Here is a 21,795-nt window from a genome sequence, read left to right as displayed (position 1 = left end):
AAATAATGTTAAAATATAGAAGCATTTTATGATTTTAGTCTCTATGCTACAATACAATTCTAATTTCTATATCTTTGCACTTTTAGCAGATAGTTGAAAAGAGTTATGAAAATTGACAAGATATTGGACGATATTGAAGAAATTGGTGACAACCACGTTGCCACTAGCACAGACAATCCTATTCGTAAAGATGCCTTTAATTTAAGTGATCTTGAAAAAATAGACCTTATTAAAGAAGACGTAAAGCACATTCTTGAAACTTTAGGAATGGATCTTACCGACGATAGTTTAAAAGGCACACCACTTCGGGTAGCTAAAATGTTCGTGAACGAGACGTTTGGAGGTCTTCATCCCGATAAAAAACCAAAAGCTTCTGTATTCGACAACAAATACAAATACGGAGAAATGCTGGTAGAAAAAAACATCACGGTGTATTCTACCTGTGAACACCACTTACTACCCATCGTAGGTCGCGCTCATGTGGCTTATATTTCTAACGGAACGGTAGTTGGTCTTTCTAAAATGAATCGAATCGTAGATTATTTCGCCAAGCGACCACAAGTGCAAGAGCGAATGACGATGCAGATTGTAAAAGAACTTCAAGAGGTTTTAGGTACAGAAGATGTAGCTTGTGTAATCGACGCAAAGCATTTATGTGTGAACAGTCGCGGTATTCGAGACATAGAAAGTAGCACAGTAACCAGCGAATTTGGTGGTAAATTTAAAGAAGCAGCAACACGTCGCGAGTTCTTAGACTACATAAAATTAGATACCGAATTTTAAACTGAAGTCATTCAACTTTATTCTTAGAATTTTAAAAAATTCAAAATGCCCTTATACGAAAATCAAGAATTAAAAATCTATAATTCCCTTAGCGGAGAAAAAGAAACCTTTAAATCTTTAACCGACGGTTACGTTGGTATGTACGTTTGTGGACCCACGGTTTACAGCAATGTTCACTTAGGTAATTGTCGTACTTTTATTTCTTTTGATCTTGTTTTTCGTTATTTAAAGCATTTAGGCTATAAAGTTCGTTACGTTCGAAATATTACCGATGCCGGCCATTTAGAAAATGATGCTGAAACCGGAGAAGATCGTATCGCAAAAAAAGCACGTTTAGAAGAAATTGAACCGATGGAAGTGGTTCAAAAATATACGGTAGATTTTCATAACATCCTTAATAAATTCAACAACTTACCACCGAGTATTGAGCCAACAGCTACCGGACATATTGTTGAACAAATTGAAATCATTAAAGAAATTATCGATAATGGCTTTGGTTACGAAGCCAATGGTTCGGTTTATTTTGATGTTTTAAAATATAATGAGTGTAATCACTACGGAATTTTAAGCGGAAGAAAGTTAGAAGATATGATCGCGAATACGCGAGAACTTACCGCACAAGATGATAAGAGGAATCCGCAAGATTTTGCCCTTTGGAAAAAAGCCGAACCGCAACACATTATGCGCTGGCCTTCACCTTGGAGCGACGGTTTCCCGGGTTGGCATCTAGAATGTACCGTAATGAGCTCAAAATACTTAGGCAACGAATTTGATATTCATGGCGGCGGAATGGATTTAAAATTCCCTCACCACGAATGTGAGATTGCTCAAGGTCAAGCTGCCAACGGTAAAAATCCGGTAAATTACTGGATGCATGCCAATATGCTTACGTTAAACGGTAAGAAAATGGCAAAAAGTACCGGAAATAACATTTTACCAAACGATCTTTTCTCAGGAAATAACGATGTGCTTTCCAAAGCTTATTCGCCAAGTATCGCTCGTTTCTTTATGCTTCAGGCAAATTACCGTAGCATTTTAGATTTTTCTGATGAAGCCTTAACAGCTGCCGAGAAAGGTTTCCATAAATTGATGGATGCCGTAGCGTTAATTCCGAAGCTGAATACAGAAAGTTCTTCTTCTGTAAATATTGCTGAATGGAAGCAAAAATGTTACGATGCGATGAACGACGATTTTAATAGTCCTGTTTTAATCGCCAACCTTTTTGAAGCGGTAAAAATGATCAATGCGGTTGAAGCCGGTAAAGCAAGTATTACTTCAGCAGATGCTAAAGAACTAGAAGAAACTTTACACGCATTTATATTTGATGTGTTAGGTTTAGAAGCTGCTACAGCTCTAGAAAATAATCAAGACAGCGAGCGTTTAGCCAATGTGGTCGAATTATTAATTCAATTAAGAGCTAAAGCTAGAGCTAATCGAGATTTCGCTACGGGCGATAAGATTAGAGACGAACTCGCTGCCAATGGCATTCAATTAAAAGATAGTAAAGAAGGGACAACCTTCAGCTTATAAATTTATGTTGAAAAAGATATTGATAGCTCCTTTTTTATTGCTTATTAAGGGCTATCAATATTTTATTTCTCCGCTTACTCCCGCCACTTGCAGATTTCAACCTACGTGTTCACATTACACGGCTGAAGCTTTAAAAATCCACGGACTTTGGAAAGGCAGTAAACTAGCTTTCAACAGAATTCGCAGATGTCACCCTTGGGGAGATTCCGGTTACGACCCCGTACCACCAAAAGAAGATTAGAAGTTTTATAGATGTGATGCCTTAAAAAACTTCAAATCCCTATATTTACATTTCGAAATATTAAAATTCTACTATGCTATTTTCAGCTATTGTTTGGGATCCTTCAAAAGGAATAGATTTAGGTTTTTTCATGATTCGCTATTACAGCATGATGTATTTAGTTGCCTTTGTATTAGGCTGGTACATTATGAAAAAATTCTTCAAAAATGAAAATATAAGTGAAGAGAAACTTGACCCTTTATTTATTTATGCGGTTTTAGGGACTTTGATCGGCGCAAGATTAGGACACGTTTTTTTCTACCAAACAGAACTTTTATGGGAAGATCCGCTTTCGGTGTTTTTGCCTTTCAGCTTTAAAAATGGATTTGAATTTACCGGTTTTCAAGGTTTAGCAAGTCACGGAGCGGCAATTGGGATTATCACCGCAATGTATTTTTACAGCAAAAAACATTTAAAGAAAAACATTCTTTTTATCCTAGATCGAATCGTGATTCCTGTTGCGATTGGTGGTGTTTTTATTAGAATAGGAAATTTTATTAATTCTGAAATTATAGGTAAACCTACTAATAGCGATTACGGAGTTATCTTTAAACAATTAGGAGAAACCTTTCCGCGACATCCGGCGCAATTATATGAAGCAGGCTGTTATATTATCGTTTTTATCATTCTTTGGTTTACGTATTGGAAAACCGACAAAAAGGAAAAGACAGGCTTTATTTTCGGCTTATTTTTAGTGATGTTGTGGACAGTTAGATTATTAATTGAGGTTGTAAAAGAGGCGCAAGTTGTTGGTCGCGATGCTTGGGCTTTAAACACCGGGCAGTTATTAAGTATCCCGTTTATTTTACTTGGTTTGTATTTTATTTTAAGACCGAAAAAAACTACTCCTATTGAAAAATAAGCGTTTACAATTCACCGGAATTCTCTTGAGTGGGATTTTACTTTTTTGCGCTTGCAATGAAGAAAACAAACCTCCAGAAACTGAATTCGACAAACATTCTTTTACCAAAGAAGGTCAGATTTATATTGTAAATACTGAAAAAGACACCTTAAAACATCTTGAGGTTGAAGTTGCCAAAACAGCTCAAGAACAAGCCACCGGATTAATGTTTCGCAGAACGATGAAAGAAAACAGAGGGATGATCTTTGTTTATTTCACAGAACGGCCGCGATACTTCTATATGAAAAACACGTTTATTCCGTTGGATTTGATCTATGTAAATGGAGAAAATAAAATTGTAGAGTTCAACGAAAATGCTACTCCGCTAAGTAAAGAAACCCTTCCGAATAACATTCCCTCGCAATTTGTTTTAGAAGTAAACGGCGGCAAAGTTTCTGAATGGGGACTTCAGCTTAATGATTCATTAATTATGCATTTAGAAGAGTAATTTCCTTTAAATTATTCAACAGCAGTAATCATTCTCCCATTACTTCCACAGGATGATTTTGTTTTAATCCATCTATCACATAAAAGCCTCACTTCTCTTCATTTAAGCGCACTGAATAGATTCAAAATATTCTATTATAGCTACGTTTTAAATGATGTACGAAAACTACAAGTCAATAACAGCAAAACTGAAACAAACTGGACTCTTAAAAAAATTTCAACCAAATTAGTTAGGCTTAATTTCATTCCATAAAAAAGCCACCTGAAACAGATGGCTTTTATATTTCTAAAAGAGATTTAGAATTACACTAACTCCTCTTCTTCTTTTTCTTCTTCCTTACGCTTTAAAAGATCTTCACTTTTCTTTTTAGCAGTATCGTACATAATTGGTGTTGCAATAAATAACGATGAATATGTACCTACAATCACACCAATAATTAAAGCAAACATAAAGCCTCGAATACTTTCACCACCAAAGATGAAGATCGCTAATAATACGATTAACGTGGTTAACGAGGTGTTTACCGTACGACTAATTGTACTATTTAATGCAGAATTAATTGTCTTGTTAAATGGCCAATCTGTGTATTCATTAAAGTACTCTCTAATTCTATCGAATACAACCACGGTATCATTCAGCGAGTAACCTACAACGGTTAAGATCGCAGCGATAAACGCTTGATTGATTTCCATATTGAAAGGCATAAAGCTATATGTTGCAGAGAATACTCCTAAGATGATCAATACATCGTGGAATACTGCAGCAACGGCCCCTAAACTAAATTGCCATTTTCTAAATCTAAATAAGATATAAAGGAACACTACGATCAACGAACCGATTACTGCCCAATATGAAGCTTCTTTAATATCGTCTGCAATGGTAGGACCTACCTTCATAGAAGACATTACTCCTACTTCGCTATCTTCATTAGCTACTGCGAAATCATCATAAGAAGTTCCTGCCGGTAAATAGTCTTGTAATACTCCGTAAAGTTTTTCTGAAATCTCGTTATCAACTTCAGTTCCTTCTTCTTCAACTTTATACTTTGTAGTAATTTTTAATTGGTTGTCTGCTCCAAAAGTTTTTGCTTCTGCACTACCAAATTCTGCTACTAAGTCATTTTCAATTTCAGTTGGATTCACAGCTTGGTCAAATCTTACCGTATACGTTCTACCTCCAACAAAATCTACACCTTGATTTAACCCAACACTTAATAACGAACCTAAACTTGCTACAATTGCAATTCCTGAAATTACATAAGCTACTTTACGCTTCGCAATAAACTTGATACTTACATTCTTAAATAAGTTTTTAGTAGCTCCTGTAGAGAAAGCTAAAGACTTACCATTTTTACCATAACCATCGATAAATACACGAGTAATAAAAATTGCTGTAAATAATGAAGTACCAATACCTATTAATAAAGTAGTAGCAAAACCTTTAATTGGTCCTGTACCAAAAATTAATAAAATTACCCCGGTTAAACCAGTAGTGATGTTTGCATCTAAAATTGAAGAAAGTGCGTTACCAAAACCATCTTTAATAGCTTCGAACTGCGCTTTCCCTTTACCTAATTCTTCTTTAATACGCTCGAAAATAAGTACGTTCGCATCGACCGACATACCAATGGTTAATACAATACCGGCAATACCAGGTAAAGTTAATACCGCTCCTAAACCAGCTAAAATACCAAAGATGAATAAAATGTTTACCGCTAAAGCAACGTCTGCAAAAAGACCGGCTTTACCGTAATAAAAGATCATCCATGCTAATACAAATAGTAAAGCGATTAAGAATGAATTAATACCACTATCGATCGCTTCTTGACCTAATGATGGTCCAACGATTTCACTTTGTACGATATCTGCAGATGCTGGCAATTTACCGGCTCTTAATACGTTTGCTAAATCTTTACCTTCAGCAACCGTAAAATCTCCTGAGATTTGGCTTCTTCCTCCAGAAATAGGTCCGCTGCTTAATCCAGGTGCAGAATACACTACATCATCAAGAACGATTGCAATTTGAGAACCTTGCTGGTAAGCTTTGGTAGTCATTTCTTCCCACTTCTTAGCTCCCTTACCGTTCATATTCATTGAAACTACGATTCTACCTAATTGATCGTAAGTTTGTGTTGCGTCTGTAATTACACTTCCGCTTAAATCTGGCTCACCAGCTTTATTTCCTTTTAAAGCATAAAGATCTACCAGTTCGCTATCTCTCATTGGTTTACCCCAAACAAATTTAGCGTAACGTTGCTCTGCAGGAAGCAACGCCTTAACTTGAGGCATTCTTAAATATTTACCTACAGTTGCAGTATCTTTAATTTGAAAACTAGCAATTACCGGACCTCCTTGCTGTCCTGTTGCTTGGATTAGATCGAAAATAGGATTTTCCCCTTGTTCTGCGGTTTCTTCTTCTTCAGCATTTTCTAAAAGATCATCGATACTATCGTCATCAGAAACTTCTGTAGAATCGGTTTGAGCTTCTGCTTTTTCTTCACCTACTAAGGTTTTTAATTTCTCGTTAGCTTGACCTAAGAAAGGAAATAACTCTTGCCCTTTATACACATCCCAAAATTCTAATTGAGCTGTACTTTGTAAAAGACCTTTAACACGCTCTACATCTTTTGCTCCAGGAAGCTCTACTAAGATTCTTCCTGAGTTTCCTAAACGCTGAATGTTTGGCTGAGTAACTCCAAATTTATCGATACGCTTACGAAGTACTTCAAAAGCAGAAGTAATACTCTCGTCTACTTTTCTAGTAATTACACTTTTTACTTGCGCGTTTGGTGTATCAAAATTAATCTCTTCACTTAAAGCTTGGTTAGCAAAAATATCTGGAGAAGCTAATTTAGCGTCTTCATTTTCTTCAAAAGCTTGAAAAAACAATTCTAAATAATCTCCAGAACCGTTTCTTTGTAATACATCTGCTCTTTCTAAAGCTTGAGTAAAAGCAGGATCTTGAGAACCATTTGCAAGCTCTCTTAAGATATCTTTTACTGAAATCTGAAGAATTACGTTAATACCTCCTTTTAAATCTAAACCTTTATTAAGCTCTTTAGCTTTTGCGGAATTGTAAGTAATTCCTGCAAAAACTTCTTCGCTTCCGATAGAGTCTAAATATCTACGCTCTTCAAGATCTCTTAACGTAGCATAATCTTCTCTATCCTCACTAATTTTTTGGTTCGCATAGGCTTGTGCTTCATCTTCTACCTTATTTGCGATAAACGTAAACGATAATTGATAAATACTTACCAATCCGAATAAAATTGCGAATAGCTTAATTATTCCCTTATTCTGCATTATTCTTTAAGTTATTGATTAATCTATTTTTAAAAACGGACAAATATAGGGTTTCAAACATGAAATGACAATTATTTTTTTAAGATAAATTTCACAAAAAAAGCCTGTTGAATTTTCACATTCAGCAGGCTTTACTTTTTATAGCTTAAATACTTACAGCTCTAGCAAACCATTGGTTTTCTTAACACCTTCAGCACTTTCTTTAAGTTTTGTTTTCTCTGCATCGTTCAATTCGATTTCAACAATTTTTTCGATACCGTCTTTACCTAAAACTACCGGCACACCGATACATAAATCGTCTAAACCATACTCCCCAGAAAGTAAAGTAGAACAAGGGAAAATTTTCTTTTGATCACAAGCGATTGCCTGTACTAAACCAGAAACTGCAGCTCCCGGAGCATACCAAGCACTTGTTCCTAACATTTTAGTTAAAGTGGCTCCACCAACTTTAGTATCTTCTGCTACTTGATTTAATCTTTCTTCTGAAATAAATTCTGAAACAGGAACACTATTTCTAGTAGCCAATCTTGTTAATGGCACCATCCCGGTGTCGCTGTGACCACCAATTACCATCCCGTCAACATCAGAAGCAGGAGCTTCTAAAGCTTCAGATAATCTGTATTTAAAACGAGCGCTATCTAAAGCACCACCCATTCCTATAATTCTGTTTTTAGGTAATCCTGTGGTTTTATGCACTAAATACGTCATCGTATCCATAGGGTTACTTACTACAATAATCGTTACATCTGGAGAATGCTTGATCAAGTTTGAAGAAACTTCTTTTACAATACCGGCATTAATACCTATAAGTTCTTCTCTTGTCATACCCGGTTTACGCGGAATACCACTGGTAATTACTGCAATGTCACTCCCTGCAGTTTTTGTATAATCGTTAGTACTTCCTGTAATTTTAGTATCGAAACCATTTAAAGAAGCAGTTTGCATTAAATCCATCGCTTTACCTTCAGCAAAGTTTTCTTTAATATCTAAGATGACTACTTCTGAAGCAAAATTTTTAATAGCGATATACTCAGCACAACTCGCTCCAACGGCGCCTGCTCCTACTACTGTAACTTTCATTATTTTAAATTTTTAGTGATAATATTTATTGAATTTTTAAACGATTGCTAAAATACGAAATTGATTTCGCTTAGGGGAATTTTTAAGCGCTTAAAAATGAATTAATAGCCAAAATTTATCCCTAGATTAACATTCTGGTATTCTTGAAAGCTATAAGAAGCATTTAATCTAAAGAAAGCTAATTTTAATTTGAAGCCTAAAGTTGCATTAACGCCACTCACATCGGTAGTAACAGAATATGGATTCACTAAAGTTTGCCCTGCTAGCGGACCTTCGTCGATCGTATACGAACCGTCTAAATATGTTTTTGCATTTCCTGAAACATACCCCAAACCAGCGTAAAAATTAATGACCGGTAATTTGGTTGAAGCGATCGCAGAGAACATCCAACTATTCATTTCTGTATTTATAGTTTGATTACTTCCTTGCACCGGAGTTGAATCTAGATCGTAAGAAGCTTCGATACGATTATAACCAACTAATCCGGAAATTGCTATGGGTAATAATTTTTCTCCTGTTAACCAACTGGTAAATTCGTGCTGAAGTGCCGCGCCGTAAAACTTAGTTTTCGCTCCATCGTAATCTACTTCCGGTAAAAAGCGAGCTTTAACTTCAAAACCTTTCACTAGACCTAAACTTCCCTGTAAATAAGCTGTAGGCACAAAATTAATGTTGCTACCGCCTAAGCCTTGCGGTAAAGTAAATTGTGTTGTTTCTGTGCCATTATCGGTTTCATATTCAACAACAATCATTTGATCGGGGTTATTTTCACCAAAAACGGTCGCCACACTTTTGCTTTGTGAGCCATCGGGAAAACTTATGTAATTGTAATCATTTACATTTAAGTTGAAGTTTTGCTTGTCGTCACTCACCAAAGCCACATTTGCTACGACAGAAACTTCAAAATGTAATGTTTCTTTGCCTCACCGGAGTTATACCAACCATTAGCTAAGCTATAAATGGTAGCTTCTGCGGCCGGCGCTATATAACTTTCACTAAATCGTGTAGCATCTTCAACCCCGGCTCTCAAAATTGTTTGAATTTCATCTTGCGCTTGCAATGAAAAAGAACCAAGAACCGCTAAACCTAACATCAATTTTTTCTTCATAATTTCAATTTTAAATCTTTAATTATTCACCAAAACAATATCCCACTCCGATCGAGATATTGCTGTATTTTTGCAGGTTAAGCATTAATTGAGTTTTTATATGGTTAATTTGATAATTTAATCCTAATGAGCCGGAAAAGCCATAATCTTTATTTTCAATTTCTATTTGATTTAAAACATCCTGAAATTGCTCGCCTTGTTCCGGCATAGTATAAACCCCCTGAAAATGGGAAACCGATGTTGCCATAGAATAATCTAGGCCTCCAAAAAAGGTAAATTTTGCCAAGTTTTTTGAAGCGATGAGTGAAAATGACCAAGCATCCATATCACTCACAATAGAAGCTTCGTTATTGGGTTCTTCATCTTCGATGTGATAAGTTCCTTTAAAACTACTATAAGCGACCAATCCTGATAAATTTACAAAAAAATCTTCTTGTTTTAGCCAACTAGTGATTTCATGCTGAAGAGCAACGCCCACAATTTCTGTTGAAATATCACCTATTGCCAACTCTGGCGAATACCTAAATTTAACTTCGGTTCCTTTTATTAATCCCAAACTACCCTGAACAAAGAAAGTTGGTAAAACATTTACATCTCCATTATCGACACCCGGCGGAAGTTCTATTTCTAAACTTTGCAAACCTTCATCGGTTTCATAATTTATAAAAACCGACAGGTTTTTATCGCTTCCAAAAATACTCGCTACATTTTTTGACTGATAGCCATCTTCAAAACGAACCGAATTATATGCTGAAGGATCTAATTCAAAATCACCTCCACTATTAGGCACGTAAGTTACATTCGATAAAACACTAATTTCAAACTGAGGAAAAGTTTTAGCTTCTGCTGAAGTATACCAGCCGCTATTTACATTAAACATCGCTGCTTCTGAAGCAGCTTCGATATAGGCATTCCCAAATTTTTCGATGTCTGGAACTACTTGAGGAATTAATTCTGCAAAATTAGTTTGCGAAAAACTCAAGCCCGAAATACAAAATATTAGTAATAACGTGTAAAGATGTTTCAAATACTAGAAATTAAAATGAATAAAAAAACCCACGATTTTGTCGTGGGTTTGAAATATAAAACTTTATTTAAAATTATGCATCGATATTCGCGTAAACTGCGTTTTTCTCGATAAACTCTCTACGTGGTGGCACCTCATCTCCCATTAACATCGAGAAGATACGATCTGCCTCACCACCATTATCTATAGTAACTTGGCGTAGCGTTCTAAAATCTGGATTCATGGTCGTATCCCAAAGCTGCTCGGCATTCATCTCACCAAGACCTTTGTAACGTTGTACTGCTACTCCACCAGCATATTCATTTGTAATTTCGTCACGTTCTTTTTCATTCCAAGCGTAACGTTTTCTATTTCCTTTCTTAATTAAATATAAAGGAGGCGTTGCGATATAGATATGACCTGCTTCAATAAGTTCACGCATATATCTAAAGAAGAAAGTTAAAATTAAAGTTGCAATGTGACTACCATCAACGTCGGCATCACACATAATTACAATTTTATGATATCTTAACTTAGAAAGATTTAATGCTTTACTATCTTCTTCTGTACCGATGGTAACCCCTAAAGCTGTGTAAATATTTCGAATTTCTTCATTTTCAAAAACTTTATGCTGCATCGCTTTTTCAACATTCAAGATCTTACCACGCAAAGGCAAAATTGCTTGAAAGTTACGGTCACGACCTTGTTTTGCCGTTCCACCTGCCGAGTCACCCTCTACTAAGAATACTTCGCATTGTTCTGGATCTTGCTCAGAACAATCTGAAAGTTTACCCGGTAAACCTCCACCGCTCATTACGGTTTTACGTTGTACCATCTCACGCGCCTTCTTTGCAGCGTGACGTGCTTGTGCAGCTAAAATTACTTTTTGAACAATAGTTTTCGCATCGTTAGGATTTTCTTCTAAGTAAGCCTCCAACATATCTGAAACTGCCTGAGAAACTGCTGAAGTCACCTCGCGGTTACCTAACTTGGTTTTGGTTTGCCCTTCAAATTGTGGTTCTGCAACTTTCACAGAAACAATAGCCGTTAAACCTTCACGAAAATCGTCTCCAGAAATTTCAAACTTCAGTTTATCTAACATTCCTGAAGCATCTGCATACTTCTTTAAGGTCGTTGTTAAACCTCTTCTAAATCCTGAAAGATGCGTACCACCTTCGTGTGTATTAATATTATTTACGTAAGAGTGAAGATTTTCATTATAAGAATTATTATAAATCATCGCCACTTCTACAGGAATACCGTTTTTCTCACCTTCCATCGAAACAACATCGGCAATAATCGGCTCACGAGTTTCATCTAAGAAGCGAATAAATTCCTTAAGACCTTCTTCAGAATGAAAATGATCTGAAATGTATTCTCCTTTTTCATCTGTATTTCGCTTATCGATTAAAGAGATCTTGATTCCTTTATTCAAGAAAGCTAATTCACGAAGACGTTTTGCTAACGTATCGTAATTAAATATGGTAACTTCTTTAAATATTTCTGGATCCGGCTTAAAAGTTACTGCAGTACCATTATCGTCGGTTTCTCCGGTACTTTTTACAGGATATAAAGGCTTTCCTTTTTCATATTCTTGCTCCCAAATCTGACCTTTTTTGTAAACTTTAGCGTGTAGGTGTATAGAAAGTGCGTTCACACAACTTACCCCAACACCGTGAAGACCACCGGAAACTTTATAAGAATCTTTGTCGAATTTACCTCCAGCTCCAATTTTGGTCATTACTACCTCAAGCGCAGAAACTCCTTCTTTTTTATGAATGTCGATAGGAATACCACGACCATTATCTTTTACAGAGATCGAGTTATCTTCATTTATTACCACATCGATAGCATCACAATAACCGGCCATTGCCTCATCGATAGAGTTATCTACCACCTCATAAACTAAATGGTGCAAACCTCTAACGCCAACATCACCAATATACATCGACGGACGCATACGTACGTGCTCCATCCCTTCAAGGGCCTGTATACTATCTGCAGAATAATCTTTTTTAACTTCTTCGCTCATATTCAAATTTTAACATACTTAGAAAACAAATATAGAAAAAGCAAGCTTGTTTTTGAAGTTTGAAAAGCCTGCAAACCTTGAAGTTATTAACAATTAATTAAAAATAGCCATTCTAAGCGACGATAAGTTTAAAAAGATACCGCACCCTTAATTTTAACAGAAGATATATAAAACCTTAACAATAATACTTCTGCGTTTAAGTTATATTTCAACAAAATCAAAAATACAATGATGAAAGCAGTTTTAAGTTTAGTAATGGTCTTTAGTCTTTTTTGTTTTGATGCTCAAGCACAAGATTTTTCAGATCTAGACAAAAGTCCGATGGATGTGAGTATTATTAGAAACGAAGACAACTCACCAATGGCAAGAGTAATTTACAGCAGACCAAAAATGAGAGGTCGTGAAATTTTTGGAGAATTAGTGCCTTACGGCGATGTTTGGAGAACGGGTGCTAACGAAGCTACCGAGTTGCGTTTATATCAAGATATGACTATTGGCGGCCAAACCATCCCTGCAGGGACCTACACTTTATATACCATTCCTGAAAAAACAGAATGGACTATTATTTTAAACAAAGCCCAAAAGCAATGGGGAGCTTACGAATACGACGCCGACAAAGATTTGTTAAGAATTAAAGCTCCGGCAAGAAAAGCGGCAGCACCTATTGAAGATTTTTCGATCGCTTTTCAGCCAATCGAAAATGGCACCAATTTATTAATGGGCTGGGCAAATACCTATGTAGAAGTTCCTTTGAAAAATGTGGGAGAATAAATAAATTGCTCTAAACAATAATAAAGAAGCCTTTCAGATATTGAAAGGCTTTTTATTGAATTAAACTTGAGCAGCTGCATACAGCATTTCTCGACCTATTTCTTTTAAGTTTTTTTGATAAGCTTCTTTTTCTTCTGAAGTCCCATCGGCATATTTTGGGTCTTGATAAGGCAACGAAATTCTTGCCACACTTCCCGCTACAAACGGGCAACCACCGTCGGCTTCCGTACAAACCATCACAGCAATGAAATTTTCCTGCGGATTGTATTCATCTGAATAAACTTTAGAAAAAAGCTGTTCCTGATTCTTGTCTTCTTCTGAAATATTTATCTGGTAGCGTGGGTTTTCACCATCTTCCATCTTTTCAACTTGAAAACCTGCTGCTTTTAAAGCTTCGATCATATTAGGATGAAATACGGTAGCTTCAGTTCCCCCAGAAAAGGTTTCAATAGGTAAATTATATTTCTCTGCCGCCAATCTTAACCAAACTTGCCCTAAATGACTCCTTCTGGAATTATGTGTACAAATTACGATGACTTTAGCTTTATCGAATTGCTGAATGCTTTCTTTAATTTTTTCAGCAAAAAGATTTAAATCGGTTTTTCTTTCTTCTGAAATTGAAGTAAAATCTTGTTCTAATTCTTGAACTAATTGCTGAAGTTGAGGATAAAATTTCATAATTAAGCCGGTTGAGTTTTATAATATTTCTTTCGTAACCAAAATGCTACTTTTACTAATAAAATAAGCGCAGGAACTTCTACTAACGGACCAATAACTCCTGCAAATGCTTGTCCGCTATTCAATCCGAAAACTGCAATCGCCACAGCGATCGCTAGTTCAAAATTATTTCCGCTCGCAGTAAACGCTACCGAAGTATTTACTTTATAAGACGCGCCTAAACCTTTACCGGTAAAAAAAGCGACTAAAAACATCGCTACAAAATAAATAAGTAATGGAACCGCAATAATTAAAACGTCTTGCGGAATTTCAACAATCAATTCTCCTTTTAAACTGAACATTAAAACAATCGTAAATAACAATGAGATTAAGGTTAGCGGAGAGATCTTCGGAATAAATTTTTCATTATACCATTTTTCTCCTTTCGCTTTCACTCCGATATATCGAGTTACAATTCCTAACAAAAACGGAATTCCTAAATAAATCGCTACACTTTCTGCGATCGTAGTGATAGAAATATCGACCAAAGCTCCTTCAAAACCAAATAATGGCGGAAGCTTAGTGATAAACAACCACGCATAAAAACTGTAAGCAAATACCTGAAAAATGCTGTTCAGCGCGACGAGACCTGCTCCGTATTCCGGACTACCTTCTGCAAGGTCGTTCCAAACAAGAACCATCGCAATACAACGCGCGAGACCAATTAAAATTAGTCCAATCATATATTCAGGATAATCACGCAGAAAGGTGATCGCTAAGAAAAACATTAACAAAGGCCCAATAATCCAGTTAAGCACTAGCGAAAGCGTAAGTACTTTCGTGTTTTTAAAAACTTTAGGCAAAAGGGCGTAATTCACTTTTGCTAAAGGCGGGAACATCATTAAAATTAATCCGATCGCAATAAGAATATTAGTCGAACCGATTTGAAAACTATTGATCACTTCTGAACTACTTGGGTAAAAATAACCAATCGCTACGCCTATTAACATCGCTAAAAAAATCCAAAGCGTAAGAAAACGATCTAAAAAACCTAATTTTTTCATCTTATTTTAATTTAGCAACAACCGCTCCCCGGCGCGCATTGATTAGCTTCTACTTTCACCTCAACCTCTATTGGAGAACCACAACAAGCTTGTGCTTTCTCTTCTTCTGTAGTTGCACGGTCTTTTGCTTTACAAGTAGTGAAACCTTCACCTAAACGAACGATTAATAAATCGTTCTTCACTTCGTAAGCAGCCACAGGAAGTGTAGCTTTATGGAAGTTGTGGTTTTGATATTCGAAGAAAACCTCAACATCTTCCAGTGTAGTTCTTACTTTATTTACTACTTCAAAAATCGATAAGATCTTCGATGCCGTTAGTTGATGATTAGGTTCCGGCACTTCATTTTCCCATAACTGCACGTGAACCTCTTGCCATTTATTTTGTACACCACCACAATCTATTGTATCAAAATCTACATTCTTGATCTCGGTAAGATGATAATCTGTTCTTACAAAGCTTCCGGGTTGATATTCAAAATATACCGGTAAATCTTTATACGCTTTTAGTACTTCTAAAAATTCTTTTGTTTTCATAATTGTTTTATTGCAATATTACGATGAATAAGATAAAATTTTTTTAACAACAATCGTCGCTTTGACATTGTGGATTCGCATTGAAAAAACCATCAAACAGTTGCTGAATATCTTTCCAGACTTTAGGATCTATACAATAGCAAACGCTGGTTCCTTCGATATTCCCTTTAATGATTCCGGCCGATTTTAATTCTCGTAAATGCTGACTTATCGTTGCTTGCGCCAAACCAATCTCATTTACCAAATCGCCACAAATGCATTGATTAACTTTTATAAGATATTGAAGAATCGCTACACGTGCGGGATGCGCTAATACTTTAGCCATTTGTGCCAAGTGGTTTTGTTCTTCTGTAAAAATGTCTGATTTTGTTAATCCCATTGCTTTAATTATATATTGCAATATTACGATGAATAAAATTTTCTACCAAAAAAAAGCCTCATTTAAATGAAGTAAGGCTTTTGCTATTTTTTGCGCAAGGGATGGAAGTGGCATCCTTTTTTGCTTTATAAACGACTTCTCGACTCCGCTCGAAGTGACAAGCAAAAAAGATATAACGTACAGCCCGACCCGCTAGGGTTGCGCCCAGAATATTTCTACTAAGGGATATTTAGGTATTTATGAGTCTGCAAGGAAACTTTCCACTTTGGGTTTTGCATTACATAATCGACAATTAATGGAATGATCTTATTTCGAACGCTCCACTCCGGTTGTAAATACAAAATACAATCTTTGTTAACTTTTGCGGCTTGCTCTTCGGCAAACTTTAAATCGTGTTTATTAAAAACGATCACTTTTAATTCGTTGGCTTTATCGTAAACTTCTTGCGTAGGCAATTTTAGCTTTTTTGGAGATAGGCAAATCCAGTCCCAAACTCCGCTTAACTGATAAGCTCCTGAAGTTTCAATATGCAGTTTAGCTCCCTTGGCTTTAAGTTGCGTGGTAAGCTCGGTCATATCCCAAGTTAGCGGTTCGCCACCTGTAATTACAACCGTATCGCTATATTTAGTAGCATTATCTACGATCTTTTCGGTCACGGTTGGCGGATGCTTTTCTGCATCCCAACTCTCTTTTACATCACACCAATGGCAACCAACATCGCAACCGCCTATTCTTATAAAATATGCCGCCGTACCTTTGTGGTAACCTTCGCCTTGAATGGTATAAAATTCTTCCATAAGCGGAAGCATTTTTCCTTCATTCACCAACTGCTCTATCTGTTCTTTTTTCATTGCGGCGCAAAGATAATCAATACGAACTGAACTATTCTTATTTCTCTAGGTTATCTTAAATTGTTCATAGAATTCATCTGAAAATATTTCTAAGAGCAAATAAGTATTCCTATTTTTACGGCTTCAAAATGATACCTGTTATGAAAAAAATTTTTACGCTTTTTATATTAGCCATCGCTCTAATTTCTTGCGAACAAGAAGAAAAAAAAGATCCGTTTTTAATTGCTAAAAACCAAGTTGGATTACTTACGCAAGACGTACAGATTAAAGATCTAGACTCATTATACGCACAAGATTCTATTGTAAAGCAGGGAAAAAATCAGTTTAGAAGTGGTCATCAAATTTCGGTTTTCGATAAGAAAGGTAATGAACTTTTGTTACTTACTCCGGTTCAAAAATTTGACAGCACTAGTACGGTAGCTACAATTCAGGTGAAAGATGCGCGTTTTAAAACCGAAAAAGGTTTGACTGCAAAAAGCACCTTTAAAGACATCACTACCAATTATAAAATTTCTCGTATAGAGAATACTTTAAGTAATGTGATTATTTTCTTAGATGAAATTAATGCGTACATCGCTATCGATAAAAAGCATATTTCTGGTGATGCTAAATACAACACCGATATTCCTGTAGAGCCAAATCAAATTCCTGATGATGCTGAAATTAAACGTTTTTGGATTGGTTGGGAATAAGATGAAAACTACCCCATTTATTATTTTTTTTCTGAGTTTTCTGCTACTTTTTTCTTGTAAAGAAAATGAAGCGGACAAAGATTACTATCATTTACCTACTTATAGTAAATCTAAAAATGTTCAGGCGGTTGTTGAAATACCTGCAGGTACAAATCATAAAATTGAATACGACAAAATTTCGAGGAAGTTTGTGATCGATTCTACGGAAGGAAAAGCCAGAATAATCGATTTTTTACCGTATTTAGGTAATTACGGTTTTATTCCTTCAACCTATTCTGATCCTGAAAAAGGTGGTGACGGCGATGCGCTTGATGTGCTTATTTTAGGAGAAAACTTAGCGACAGGAAGCGTTGTTGAAATTATACCGATCGCTCTTTTAGAATTAAGTGACGATGAAGAATCTGACAATAAAATTATAGCGATTCCGGCGGAAGAGAAAAACCGAATCATTAAAGCTGCCAATTTTGACGACTTTTCAACTAAATATCCTGAAATTAGAAAAATGATCGGGACTTGGTTTGAAAACTATGACCTTAACGACGAAGTTCAAATTTTAAGGTGGACGGGAGAAGAAGCTGCAAAAAAAGAAATATCCAAATGGCAAAGCTTACCATAAGCCTTTTGTTTACAAAATGTTAATCGTTAACACAAGCAAACAACAACCTAGTATCTTTAATTTTCTAACCAAAAAAAATAGAAATGATAAAGATTTTAGGTATTGTATTAGTTGTTGGCGGAATGATAAGTTTAGTTTTAGGAGTTTTCGGTATTTTTGGAAGCTTAAATGTAGTTAGCCCTTGGGCATTTGCCATTGTAGGACTTATTTTCTTTCTATCGGGCATCGGAATTGTAAAGCGAAAAAAAGATACCGACGAAGTTTAACCTCAACATCGGGTTTAATTAAATATGAAAAAAACGATTAATAAATATTTACCAAAAATTATCGGCGTAAGGTTAAATACCTTGCATCTAGTTAAACCCCAAAAAGCGGTAAAAAAAGCCTTCTACTTATTTTGCACTCCTCGTCGTGGTCGAGTTAAACCAGAACAAGAAGAGTTTCTTGCGCAGGCAAAAGCTAAAACTGTTATTGCTGAAGAGATTCAACTACAAACCTATCATTGGAAGGGTTCAGGTAAGAACATTTTATTAGTTCACGGTTGGGAAAGTAACACACATCGATGGAAAGCGCTAATTGAAAAGCTACAAGCTAAAAATTATAATATTTATGCCTTCGATGCTCCGGCTCACGGGTTTTCTTCAGGAAATTACATTCACGTACCTCTTTACACAAAATGTGTTGAAAAAATGGTACAAGAATTTTCTCCTGAAGTTATCATCGGGCATAGCATCGGCGGAATGACAACGGTATTTCATCAGCACGAATTCCCGAATAAAGCTATTCAGAAATTGGTGCTTTTAGGTCCGCCATCAGAGCTTTCTGCAATTATGAGCAATTATCAAGAAATTCTAAATTTAAAACCTCGGGTAATGAAAGGTTTAGAAAAACGCTTCCAAACCAAGTTGGGCTATAGATTTGCAGAATTTTCGATCGCTAAATTTGCAAAAGAAGTGCAACAACCTACGCTGGTTATTCACGATAAATATGATAAAATTGCTCCGGTTGAAGCTTCAAAAAGCATTCATCAGAACCTTCAACATTCAGAATTTATTGAAACTGAAGGTGCCGGCCATTCTTTAAACAATGAAGATATTTATTCAGCAATTATTAAGTTTCTAGAACAATAAAAACACCTAGTTGTGGCAGAAGAGAAGAAATTAAAACGAATTAATAAGTTTTTAAGTGAAGTAGGTTATTGTTCACGTCGTAAAGCCGATCAACTTATCGATCAAGGTCGCGTTACGATAAATGGCGCAGTTCCTGAAATGGGAACAAAAATTTCTGAAGATGATGAAGTTCGCGTAAATGGCGAATTAATTTCAGCTAAAAAAGAAAAAAATGTTTACCTCGCTTTTAATAAACCCATTGGTATTGTTTGCACCACCGACACGCGTGTAGAGAAAGACAATATCATTGATTATATAAATTACTCAAAACGAATTTTCCCGATCGGTCGATTAGATAAACCCAGTGAAGGTTTAATTTTATTAACCGATGATGGTGATATCGTCAATAAAATTTTACGCGCCAGAAACAATCACGAAAAAGAATATTTGGTAACGGTTGACAAGCCTATTAACAACGACTTTTTAAATAAAATGAGTAATGGCGTTCCTATTTTAGATACTGTTACCCGAAAATGTAAGGTTTCTAAAGTTGGCAGTCACGAATTTAGAATTATTCTTACCCAAGGTTTAAACCGACAGATTAGAAGAATGTGTGAATATTTAGGCTATGAGGTTACGAAGCTTAAACGCATTCGTATTATGAATATCGAATTAGATTTACCGGTTGGTAAATACCGTGAACTTACTGCTGAAGAATTTAAAAACCTCAACGAGCTTATTGGTAATTCTAGCAAAACCGAAGAAGCTTCTCAACTTTCTACAGAAAGTAAAAAAGAAAACCAAAATACGAAGCGCCCACGAGTTAAGCGTAAAAAGTAACATATTTTTAAGGGTAAAGCTTTTTAATTCTTGCTATTTTTAAAACAAAAATGGCTAAACAAATTAAGAACGAAGACCAATACGAGGCTTTACGCGATCAAGGTTACAGCAAAGAGAAATCTGCACGCATTGCGAACTCCCCAAATTCTGGTAAGAAAGGCGGAAAAGCAGAAAAATATGAAAATCGCACCAAAGAAGAATTATACGAGCAGGCAAAAAACGTAGGGATTGAAGGACGCTCTACGATGTCTAAAGATGAATTAATTCACGCACTTAGAAATAATTAATCATGAGTAAAATTCAACCTTTTCATTTAGCTATTCCTGTTGATGATCTCGAAGCTGCAAGAACTTTTTATCGTGACACCTTAGAACTTCAAGAAGGTAGAAGCGATGAGCATTGGGTAGATTTCGATTTTTTTGGACATCAGTTAGTGATTCATTACAAAGAGAAAGAAGCTATTTCTAAAAAAGCTACCAATCCTGTTGATGGAAAAGCGGTGCCTATTCCGCATTTTGGAGTTGTGCTAACATGGGAAGATTTTCATAGTTTTTCAGAAAAACTTCAGCAGAAAAATATCACTTTTGAAATCGAACCTTACATTCGATTTAAAGACAAACCCGGTGAACAAGCCACAATGTTTTTTTATGATCCCTGCGGAAATGCTTTAGAATTTAAAGCTTTTAAAGATCAACAACAGTTATTTGCAAAATAATTTATGAAACAACTACAACCCGCCTTAGTGAGACAACTTTTTATCTTGTTGCTCATTTTATTTTTAGGTTTTTTAATTTTTAAGGAGTTAACGCCTTACCTCTCCGGTATTTTAGGAGCAATCACTTTATATTTTTTGTTGAAAGGCTGGATGCAAAAGCTTGTGAATAAAGGTTGGCATAAAGATTTAGCTGCCGCCTTATTAATGGTGGGTTCTTTTATAGGAATTTTAGTACCTATTACCGGAATCATCTTAATGCTGACTTCTAAAATAGGAAAAGCAGTTAATAATTCTGAACGTGTGGTCACTGCTATAAAAAACCAGGTTGATACTTGGGAACATTCATTAAACTATAATATTAGTGATCAAATAAATACTTCAGAAATTACCAGTTGGGTTTCTACCAATTTACAAAGTCTTGCCGGCGGTACATTTAATGCTTTTATCGCCATTGGTATTATGTATTTTATTCTCTACTATATGCTCACCTTTCAAGATAAAATTAGAGCTTCTTTAGATGAATATTTACCTATCAATCACGAGAATTTGCTACTCATAGGTAAAGAAAGTAGTAATATGGTAAAAGCAAACGCAATTGGTATTCCTTTGGTTGCGATCGTTCAAGGAATTGTTGCCTTAATCGGTTTTTTAATTTTTGGTGTCCCTAACCCGTTTTTTTGGTTTGTAATTACAACGATTGGCTCGATAATTCCGTTTGTAGGTACAGCTATTGGTATTGTACCAGTAACCATTTTAATGTTTACCCAAGGAGAAAACTGGCAGGCAATTGCGGTATTAATTTATGGTATTGTTGTGGTCGGTTCTTCAGATAATATTATTCGCTTATACGTGTTAAAACGTTTGTCTGATGTTCATCCACTAATTACTTTAATTGGAGTAGTCGTTGGAGTGCCGTTATTCGGTTTTATAGGCTTAATTTTTGGTCCGCTTTTAGTATCTTTATTTTTATTGATCGTAATGATCTACAAAAAAGAATACGGAAAAGAAAAGTCTAAAATTAAATCTTCCGAAGAGAATATTACGGAAGAAGTAAATAATAAAGAATTGAAAGAAGAAAGTAACGCTAAAAAATTATAA

At 35.7% G+C, this 21,795-nt stretch carries 23 protein-coding genes and 1 pseudogene; 14 read left to right on the top strand and 10 right to left on the bottom strand.

Annotated elements, in window-relative coordinates:
• Positions 1–105 precede the first annotated feature (105 nt).
• From folE to G551_RS0109640, 5 genes are all read left to right on the top strand, one after another.
• Positions 106–783, top strand: coding sequence for a GTP cyclohydrolase I FolE (gene folE / locus G551_RS0109655; RefSeq protein ID WP_027885389.1), 678 nt, complete (start codon positions 106–108; stop codon positions 781–783).
• A 45-nt stretch (positions 784–828) separates the two neighbouring features.
• Positions 829–2,313 (top strand): cysteine--tRNA ligase, encoded by a 1,485-nt coding sequence (gene cysS / locus G551_RS0109650; RefSeq protein WP_027885388.1) that lies wholly within the window; start codon positions 829–831, stop codon positions 2,311–2,313.
• A 4-nt stretch (positions 2,314–2,317) separates the two neighbouring features.
• Positions 2,318–2,554 carry a membrane protein insertion efficiency factor YidD gene (gene yidD, locus G551_RS16420; protein WP_084626395.1) on the top strand — a complete coding sequence of 79 codons (237 nt, stop codon included), beginning with the start codon at positions 2,318–2,320 and terminating at the stop codon, positions 2,552–2,554.
• Between the two features lie 73 nt (positions 2,555–2,627).
• The gene (lgt, locus tag G551_RS0109645; protein WP_027885387.1) at positions 2,628–3,455 is read left to right on the top strand and encodes a prolipoprotein diacylglyceryl transferase; all 828 of its coding nucleotides are present in this window, start codon (positions 2,628–2,630) and stop codon (positions 3,453–3,455) included.
• Positions 3,445–3,942, top strand: coding sequence for a DUF192 domain-containing protein (locus G551_RS0109640; protein WP_051191354.1), 498 nt, complete (start codon positions 3,445–3,447; stop codon positions 3,940–3,942). Before lgt ends, G551_RS0109640 begins: the two co-directional genes overlap by 11 nt.
• 302 nt (positions 3,943–4,244) lie before the next feature.
• Here the strand turns inward: G551_RS0109640 and secDF are convergent, their stop codons facing one another.
• The 5 genes and pseudogenes from secDF to gyrB form a co-directional block, all read right to left on the bottom strand.
• Entirely contained in the window at positions 4,245–7,244 is a 3,000-nt protein-coding gene (gene secDF, locus G551_RS0109635) for a protein translocase subunit SecDF (RefSeq protein ID WP_027885385.1), read from the bottom strand.
• Positions 7,245–7,397: 153 nt separating this feature from the next.
• On the bottom strand, positions 7,398–8,324 hold the full coding sequence (mdh, locus tag G551_RS0109630) for a malate dehydrogenase (RefSeq protein ID WP_027885384.1): 927 nt from the start codon (positions 8,322–8,324) through the stop codon (positions 7,398–7,400).
• 101 nt (positions 8,325–8,425) lie between these two features.
• Positions 8,426–9,417, bottom strand: a pseudogene (locus G551_RS15640) (DUF6588 family protein).
• Between the two features lie 37 nt (positions 9,418–9,454).
• On the bottom strand, positions 9,455–10,459 hold the full coding sequence (locus G551_RS0109620) for a DUF6588 family protein (protein ID WP_156876776.1): 1,005 nt from the start codon (positions 10,457–10,459) through the stop codon (positions 9,455–9,457).
• A gap of 73 nt (positions 10,460–10,532) precedes the next feature.
• Complete coding sequence (gene gyrB / locus G551_RS0109615) at positions 10,533–12,470, bottom strand: DNA topoisomerase (ATP-hydrolyzing) subunit B (RefSeq protein WP_027885382.1); 1,938 nt, start codon at positions 12,468–12,470, stop codon at positions 10,533–10,535.
• Positions 12,471–12,698: 228 nt separating this feature from the next.
• Between gyrB and G551_RS0109610 the strand changes: the two genes are divergently transcribed.
• Positions 12,699–13,241: a DUF2911 domain-containing protein gene (locus G551_RS0109610; protein ID WP_027885381.1), complete on the top strand. Its 543-nt coding sequence runs from the start codon at positions 12,699–12,701 to the stop codon at positions 13,239–13,241.
• Positions 13,242–13,301: 60 nt separating this feature from the next.
• Here the strand turns inward: G551_RS0109610 and G551_RS0109605 are convergent, their stop codons facing one another.
• The 5 genes from G551_RS0109605 to G551_RS0109585 form a co-directional block, all read right to left on the bottom strand.
• A complete protein-coding gene (locus G551_RS0109605) occupies positions 13,302–13,919 on the bottom strand; it encodes a low molecular weight phosphatase family protein (protein ID WP_027885380.1) in 618 nt (205 codons plus the stop codon).
• Between the two features lie 2 nt (positions 13,920–13,921).
• Positions 13,922–14,962, bottom strand: coding sequence for an ACR3 family arsenite efflux transporter (gene arsB, locus G551_RS0109600; RefSeq protein WP_027885379.1), 1,041 nt, complete (start codon positions 14,960–14,962; stop codon positions 13,922–13,924).
• An 11-nt stretch (positions 14,963–14,973) separates the two neighbouring features.
• The gene (locus G551_RS0109595; protein WP_027885378.1) at positions 14,974–15,495 is read right to left on the bottom strand and encodes a DUF6428 family protein; all 522 of its coding nucleotides are present in this window, start codon (positions 15,493–15,495) and stop codon (positions 14,974–14,976) included.
• Positions 15,496–15,538: 43 nt separating this feature from the next.
• A complete protein-coding gene (locus tag G551_RS0109590; protein ID WP_027885377.1) occupies positions 15,539–15,874 on the bottom strand; it encodes an ArsR/SmtB family transcription factor in 336 nt (111 codons plus the stop codon).
• A gap of 218 nt (positions 15,875–16,092) precedes the next feature.
• Complete coding sequence (locus G551_RS0109585) at positions 16,093–16,725, bottom strand: 7-carboxy-7-deazaguanine synthase QueE (protein WP_027885376.1); 633 nt, start codon at positions 16,723–16,725, stop codon at positions 16,093–16,095.
• 140 nt (positions 16,726–16,865) lie between these two features.
• On the opposite strand from G551_RS0109585, the gene G551_RS0109580 reads away from it, so the two are divergent.
• From G551_RS0109580 to G551_RS0109545, 8 genes are all read left to right on the top strand, one after another.
• Positions 16,866–17,417 carry a hypothetical protein gene (locus G551_RS0109580; RefSeq protein ID WP_027885375.1) on the top strand — a complete coding sequence of 184 codons (552 nt, stop codon included), beginning with the start codon at positions 16,866–16,868 and terminating at the stop codon, positions 17,415–17,417.
• Positions 17,380–18,033 (top strand): inorganic diphosphatase, encoded by a 654-nt coding sequence (locus tag G551_RS0109575; RefSeq protein WP_051191351.1) that lies wholly within the window; start codon positions 17,380–17,382, stop codon positions 18,031–18,033. The genes G551_RS0109580 and G551_RS0109575 overlap by 38 nt, the downstream gene beginning before the upstream one ends.
• An 83-nt stretch (positions 18,034–18,116) precedes the next feature.
• The gene (locus G551_RS0109570; RefSeq protein ID WP_027885373.1) at positions 18,117–18,299 is read left to right on the top strand and encodes a hypothetical protein; all 183 of its coding nucleotides are present in this window, start codon (positions 18,117–18,119) and stop codon (positions 18,297–18,299) included.
• A 24-nt stretch (positions 18,300–18,323) separates the two neighbouring features.
• The gene (locus G551_RS0109565; protein ID WP_027885372.1) at positions 18,324–19,163 is read left to right on the top strand and encodes an alpha/beta hydrolase; all 840 of its coding nucleotides are present in this window, start codon (positions 18,324–18,326) and stop codon (positions 19,161–19,163) included.
• Between the two features lie 12 nt (positions 19,164–19,175).
• Positions 19,176–19,982 carry a 23S rRNA pseudouridine(2604) synthase RluF gene (gene rluF, locus G551_RS0109560; protein ID WP_027885371.1) on the top strand — a complete coding sequence of 269 codons (807 nt, stop codon included), beginning with the start codon at positions 19,176–19,178 and terminating at the stop codon, positions 19,980–19,982.
• A 50-nt stretch (positions 19,983–20,032) separates the two neighbouring features.
• The gene (locus G551_RS0109555; protein ID WP_027885370.1) at positions 20,033–20,269 is read left to right on the top strand and encodes a DUF7218 family protein; all 237 of its coding nucleotides are present in this window, start codon (positions 20,033–20,035) and stop codon (positions 20,267–20,269) included.
• 2 nt (positions 20,270–20,271) lie between these two features.
• The gene (locus G551_RS0109550; RefSeq protein ID WP_027885369.1) at positions 20,272–20,697 is read left to right on the top strand and encodes a VOC family protein; all 426 of its coding nucleotides are present in this window, start codon (positions 20,272–20,274) and stop codon (positions 20,695–20,697) included.
• Between the two features lie 3 nt (positions 20,698–20,700).
• On the top strand, positions 20,701–21,795 hold the full coding sequence (locus G551_RS0109545) for an AI-2E family transporter (protein WP_027885368.1): 1,095 nt from the start codon (positions 20,701–20,703) through the stop codon (positions 21,793–21,795).

Origin of the sequence: Mesonia mobilis DSM 19841, from assembly GCF_000423405.1 — a bacterium.
Classification (GTDB): Bacteria; Bacteroidota; Bacteroidia; order Flavobacteriales; family Flavobacteriaceae; genus Mesonia; species Mesonia mobilis.
The sequence above is the reverse complement of the archived record's forward strand: the minus strand, read 5'-3'. Positions and strand labels throughout refer to the sequence as shown.

Bases quoted from the DNA above. Each gene is read 5' to 3' on its own strand.
- folE (WP_027885389.1), top strand. From the start codon at position 106: ATGAAAATTGACAAGATATTGGACGATATTGAAGAAATTGGTGACAAC.
- cysS (WP_027885388.1), top strand. From the start codon at position 829: ATGCCCTTATACGAAAATCAAGAATTAAAAATCTATAATTCCCTTAGC.
- yidD (WP_084626395.1), top strand. From the start codon at position 2,318: ATGTTGAAAAAGATATTGATAGCTCCTTTTTTATTGCTTATTAAGGGC.
- lgt (WP_027885387.1), top strand. From the start codon at position 2,628: ATGCTATTTTCAGCTATTGTTTGGGATCCTTCAAAAGGAATAGATTTA.
- secDF (WP_027885385.1), bottom strand. From the start codon at position 7,244: ATGCAGAATAAGGGAATAATTAAGCTATTCGCAATTTTATTCGGATTG.
- mdh (WP_027885384.1), bottom strand. From the start codon at position 8,324: ATGAAAGTTACAGTAGTAGGAGCAGGCGCCGTTGGAGCGAGTTGTGCT.
- gyrB (WP_027885382.1), bottom strand. From the start codon at position 12,470: ATGAGCGAAGAAGTTAAAAAAGATTATTCTGCAGATAGTATACAGGCC.
- G551_RS0109610 (WP_027885381.1), top strand. From the start codon at position 12,699: ATGATGAAAGCAGTTTTAAGTTTAGTAATGGTCTTTAGTCTTTTTTGT.
- G551_RS0109605 (WP_027885380.1), bottom strand. From the start codon at position 13,919: ATGAAATTTTATCCTCAACTTCAGCAATTAGTTCAAGAATTAGAACAA.
- arsB (WP_027885379.1), bottom strand. From the start codon at position 14,962: ATGAAAAAATTAGGTTTTTTAGATCGTTTTCTTACGCTTTGGATTTTT.
- G551_RS0109595 (WP_027885378.1), bottom strand. From the start codon at position 15,495: ATGAAAACAAAAGAATTTTTAGAAGTACTAAAAGCGTATAAAGATTTA.
- G551_RS0109590 (WP_027885377.1), bottom strand. From the start codon at position 15,874: ATGGGATTAACAAAATCAGACATTTTTACAGAAGAACAAAACCACTTG.
- G551_RS0109585 (WP_027885376.1), bottom strand. From the start codon at position 16,725: ATGAAAAAAGAACAGATAGAGCAGTTGGTGAATGAAGGAAAAATGCTT.
- G551_RS0109580 (WP_027885375.1), top strand. From the start codon at position 16,866: ATGAAAAAAATTTTTACGCTTTTTATATTAGCCATCGCTCTAATTTCT.
- G551_RS0109575 (WP_051191351.1), top strand. From the start codon at position 17,380: ATGCTGAAATTAAACGTTTTTGGATTGGTTGGGAATAAGATGAAAACT.
- G551_RS0109570 (WP_027885373.1), top strand. From the start codon at position 18,117: ATGATAAAGATTTTAGGTATTGTATTAGTTGTTGGCGGAATGATAAGT.
- G551_RS0109565 (WP_027885372.1), top strand. From the start codon at position 18,324: ATGAAAAAAACGATTAATAAATATTTACCAAAAATTATCGGCGTAAGG.
- G551_RS0109555 (WP_027885370.1), top strand. From the start codon at position 20,033: ATGGCTAAACAAATTAAGAACGAAGACCAATACGAGGCTTTACGCGAT.
- G551_RS0109550 (WP_027885369.1), top strand. From the start codon at position 20,272: ATGAGTAAAATTCAACCTTTTCATTTAGCTATTCCTGTTGATGATCTC.
- G551_RS0109545 (WP_027885368.1), top strand. From the start codon at position 20,701: ATGAAACAACTACAACCCGCCTTAGTGAGACAACTTTTTATCTTGTTG.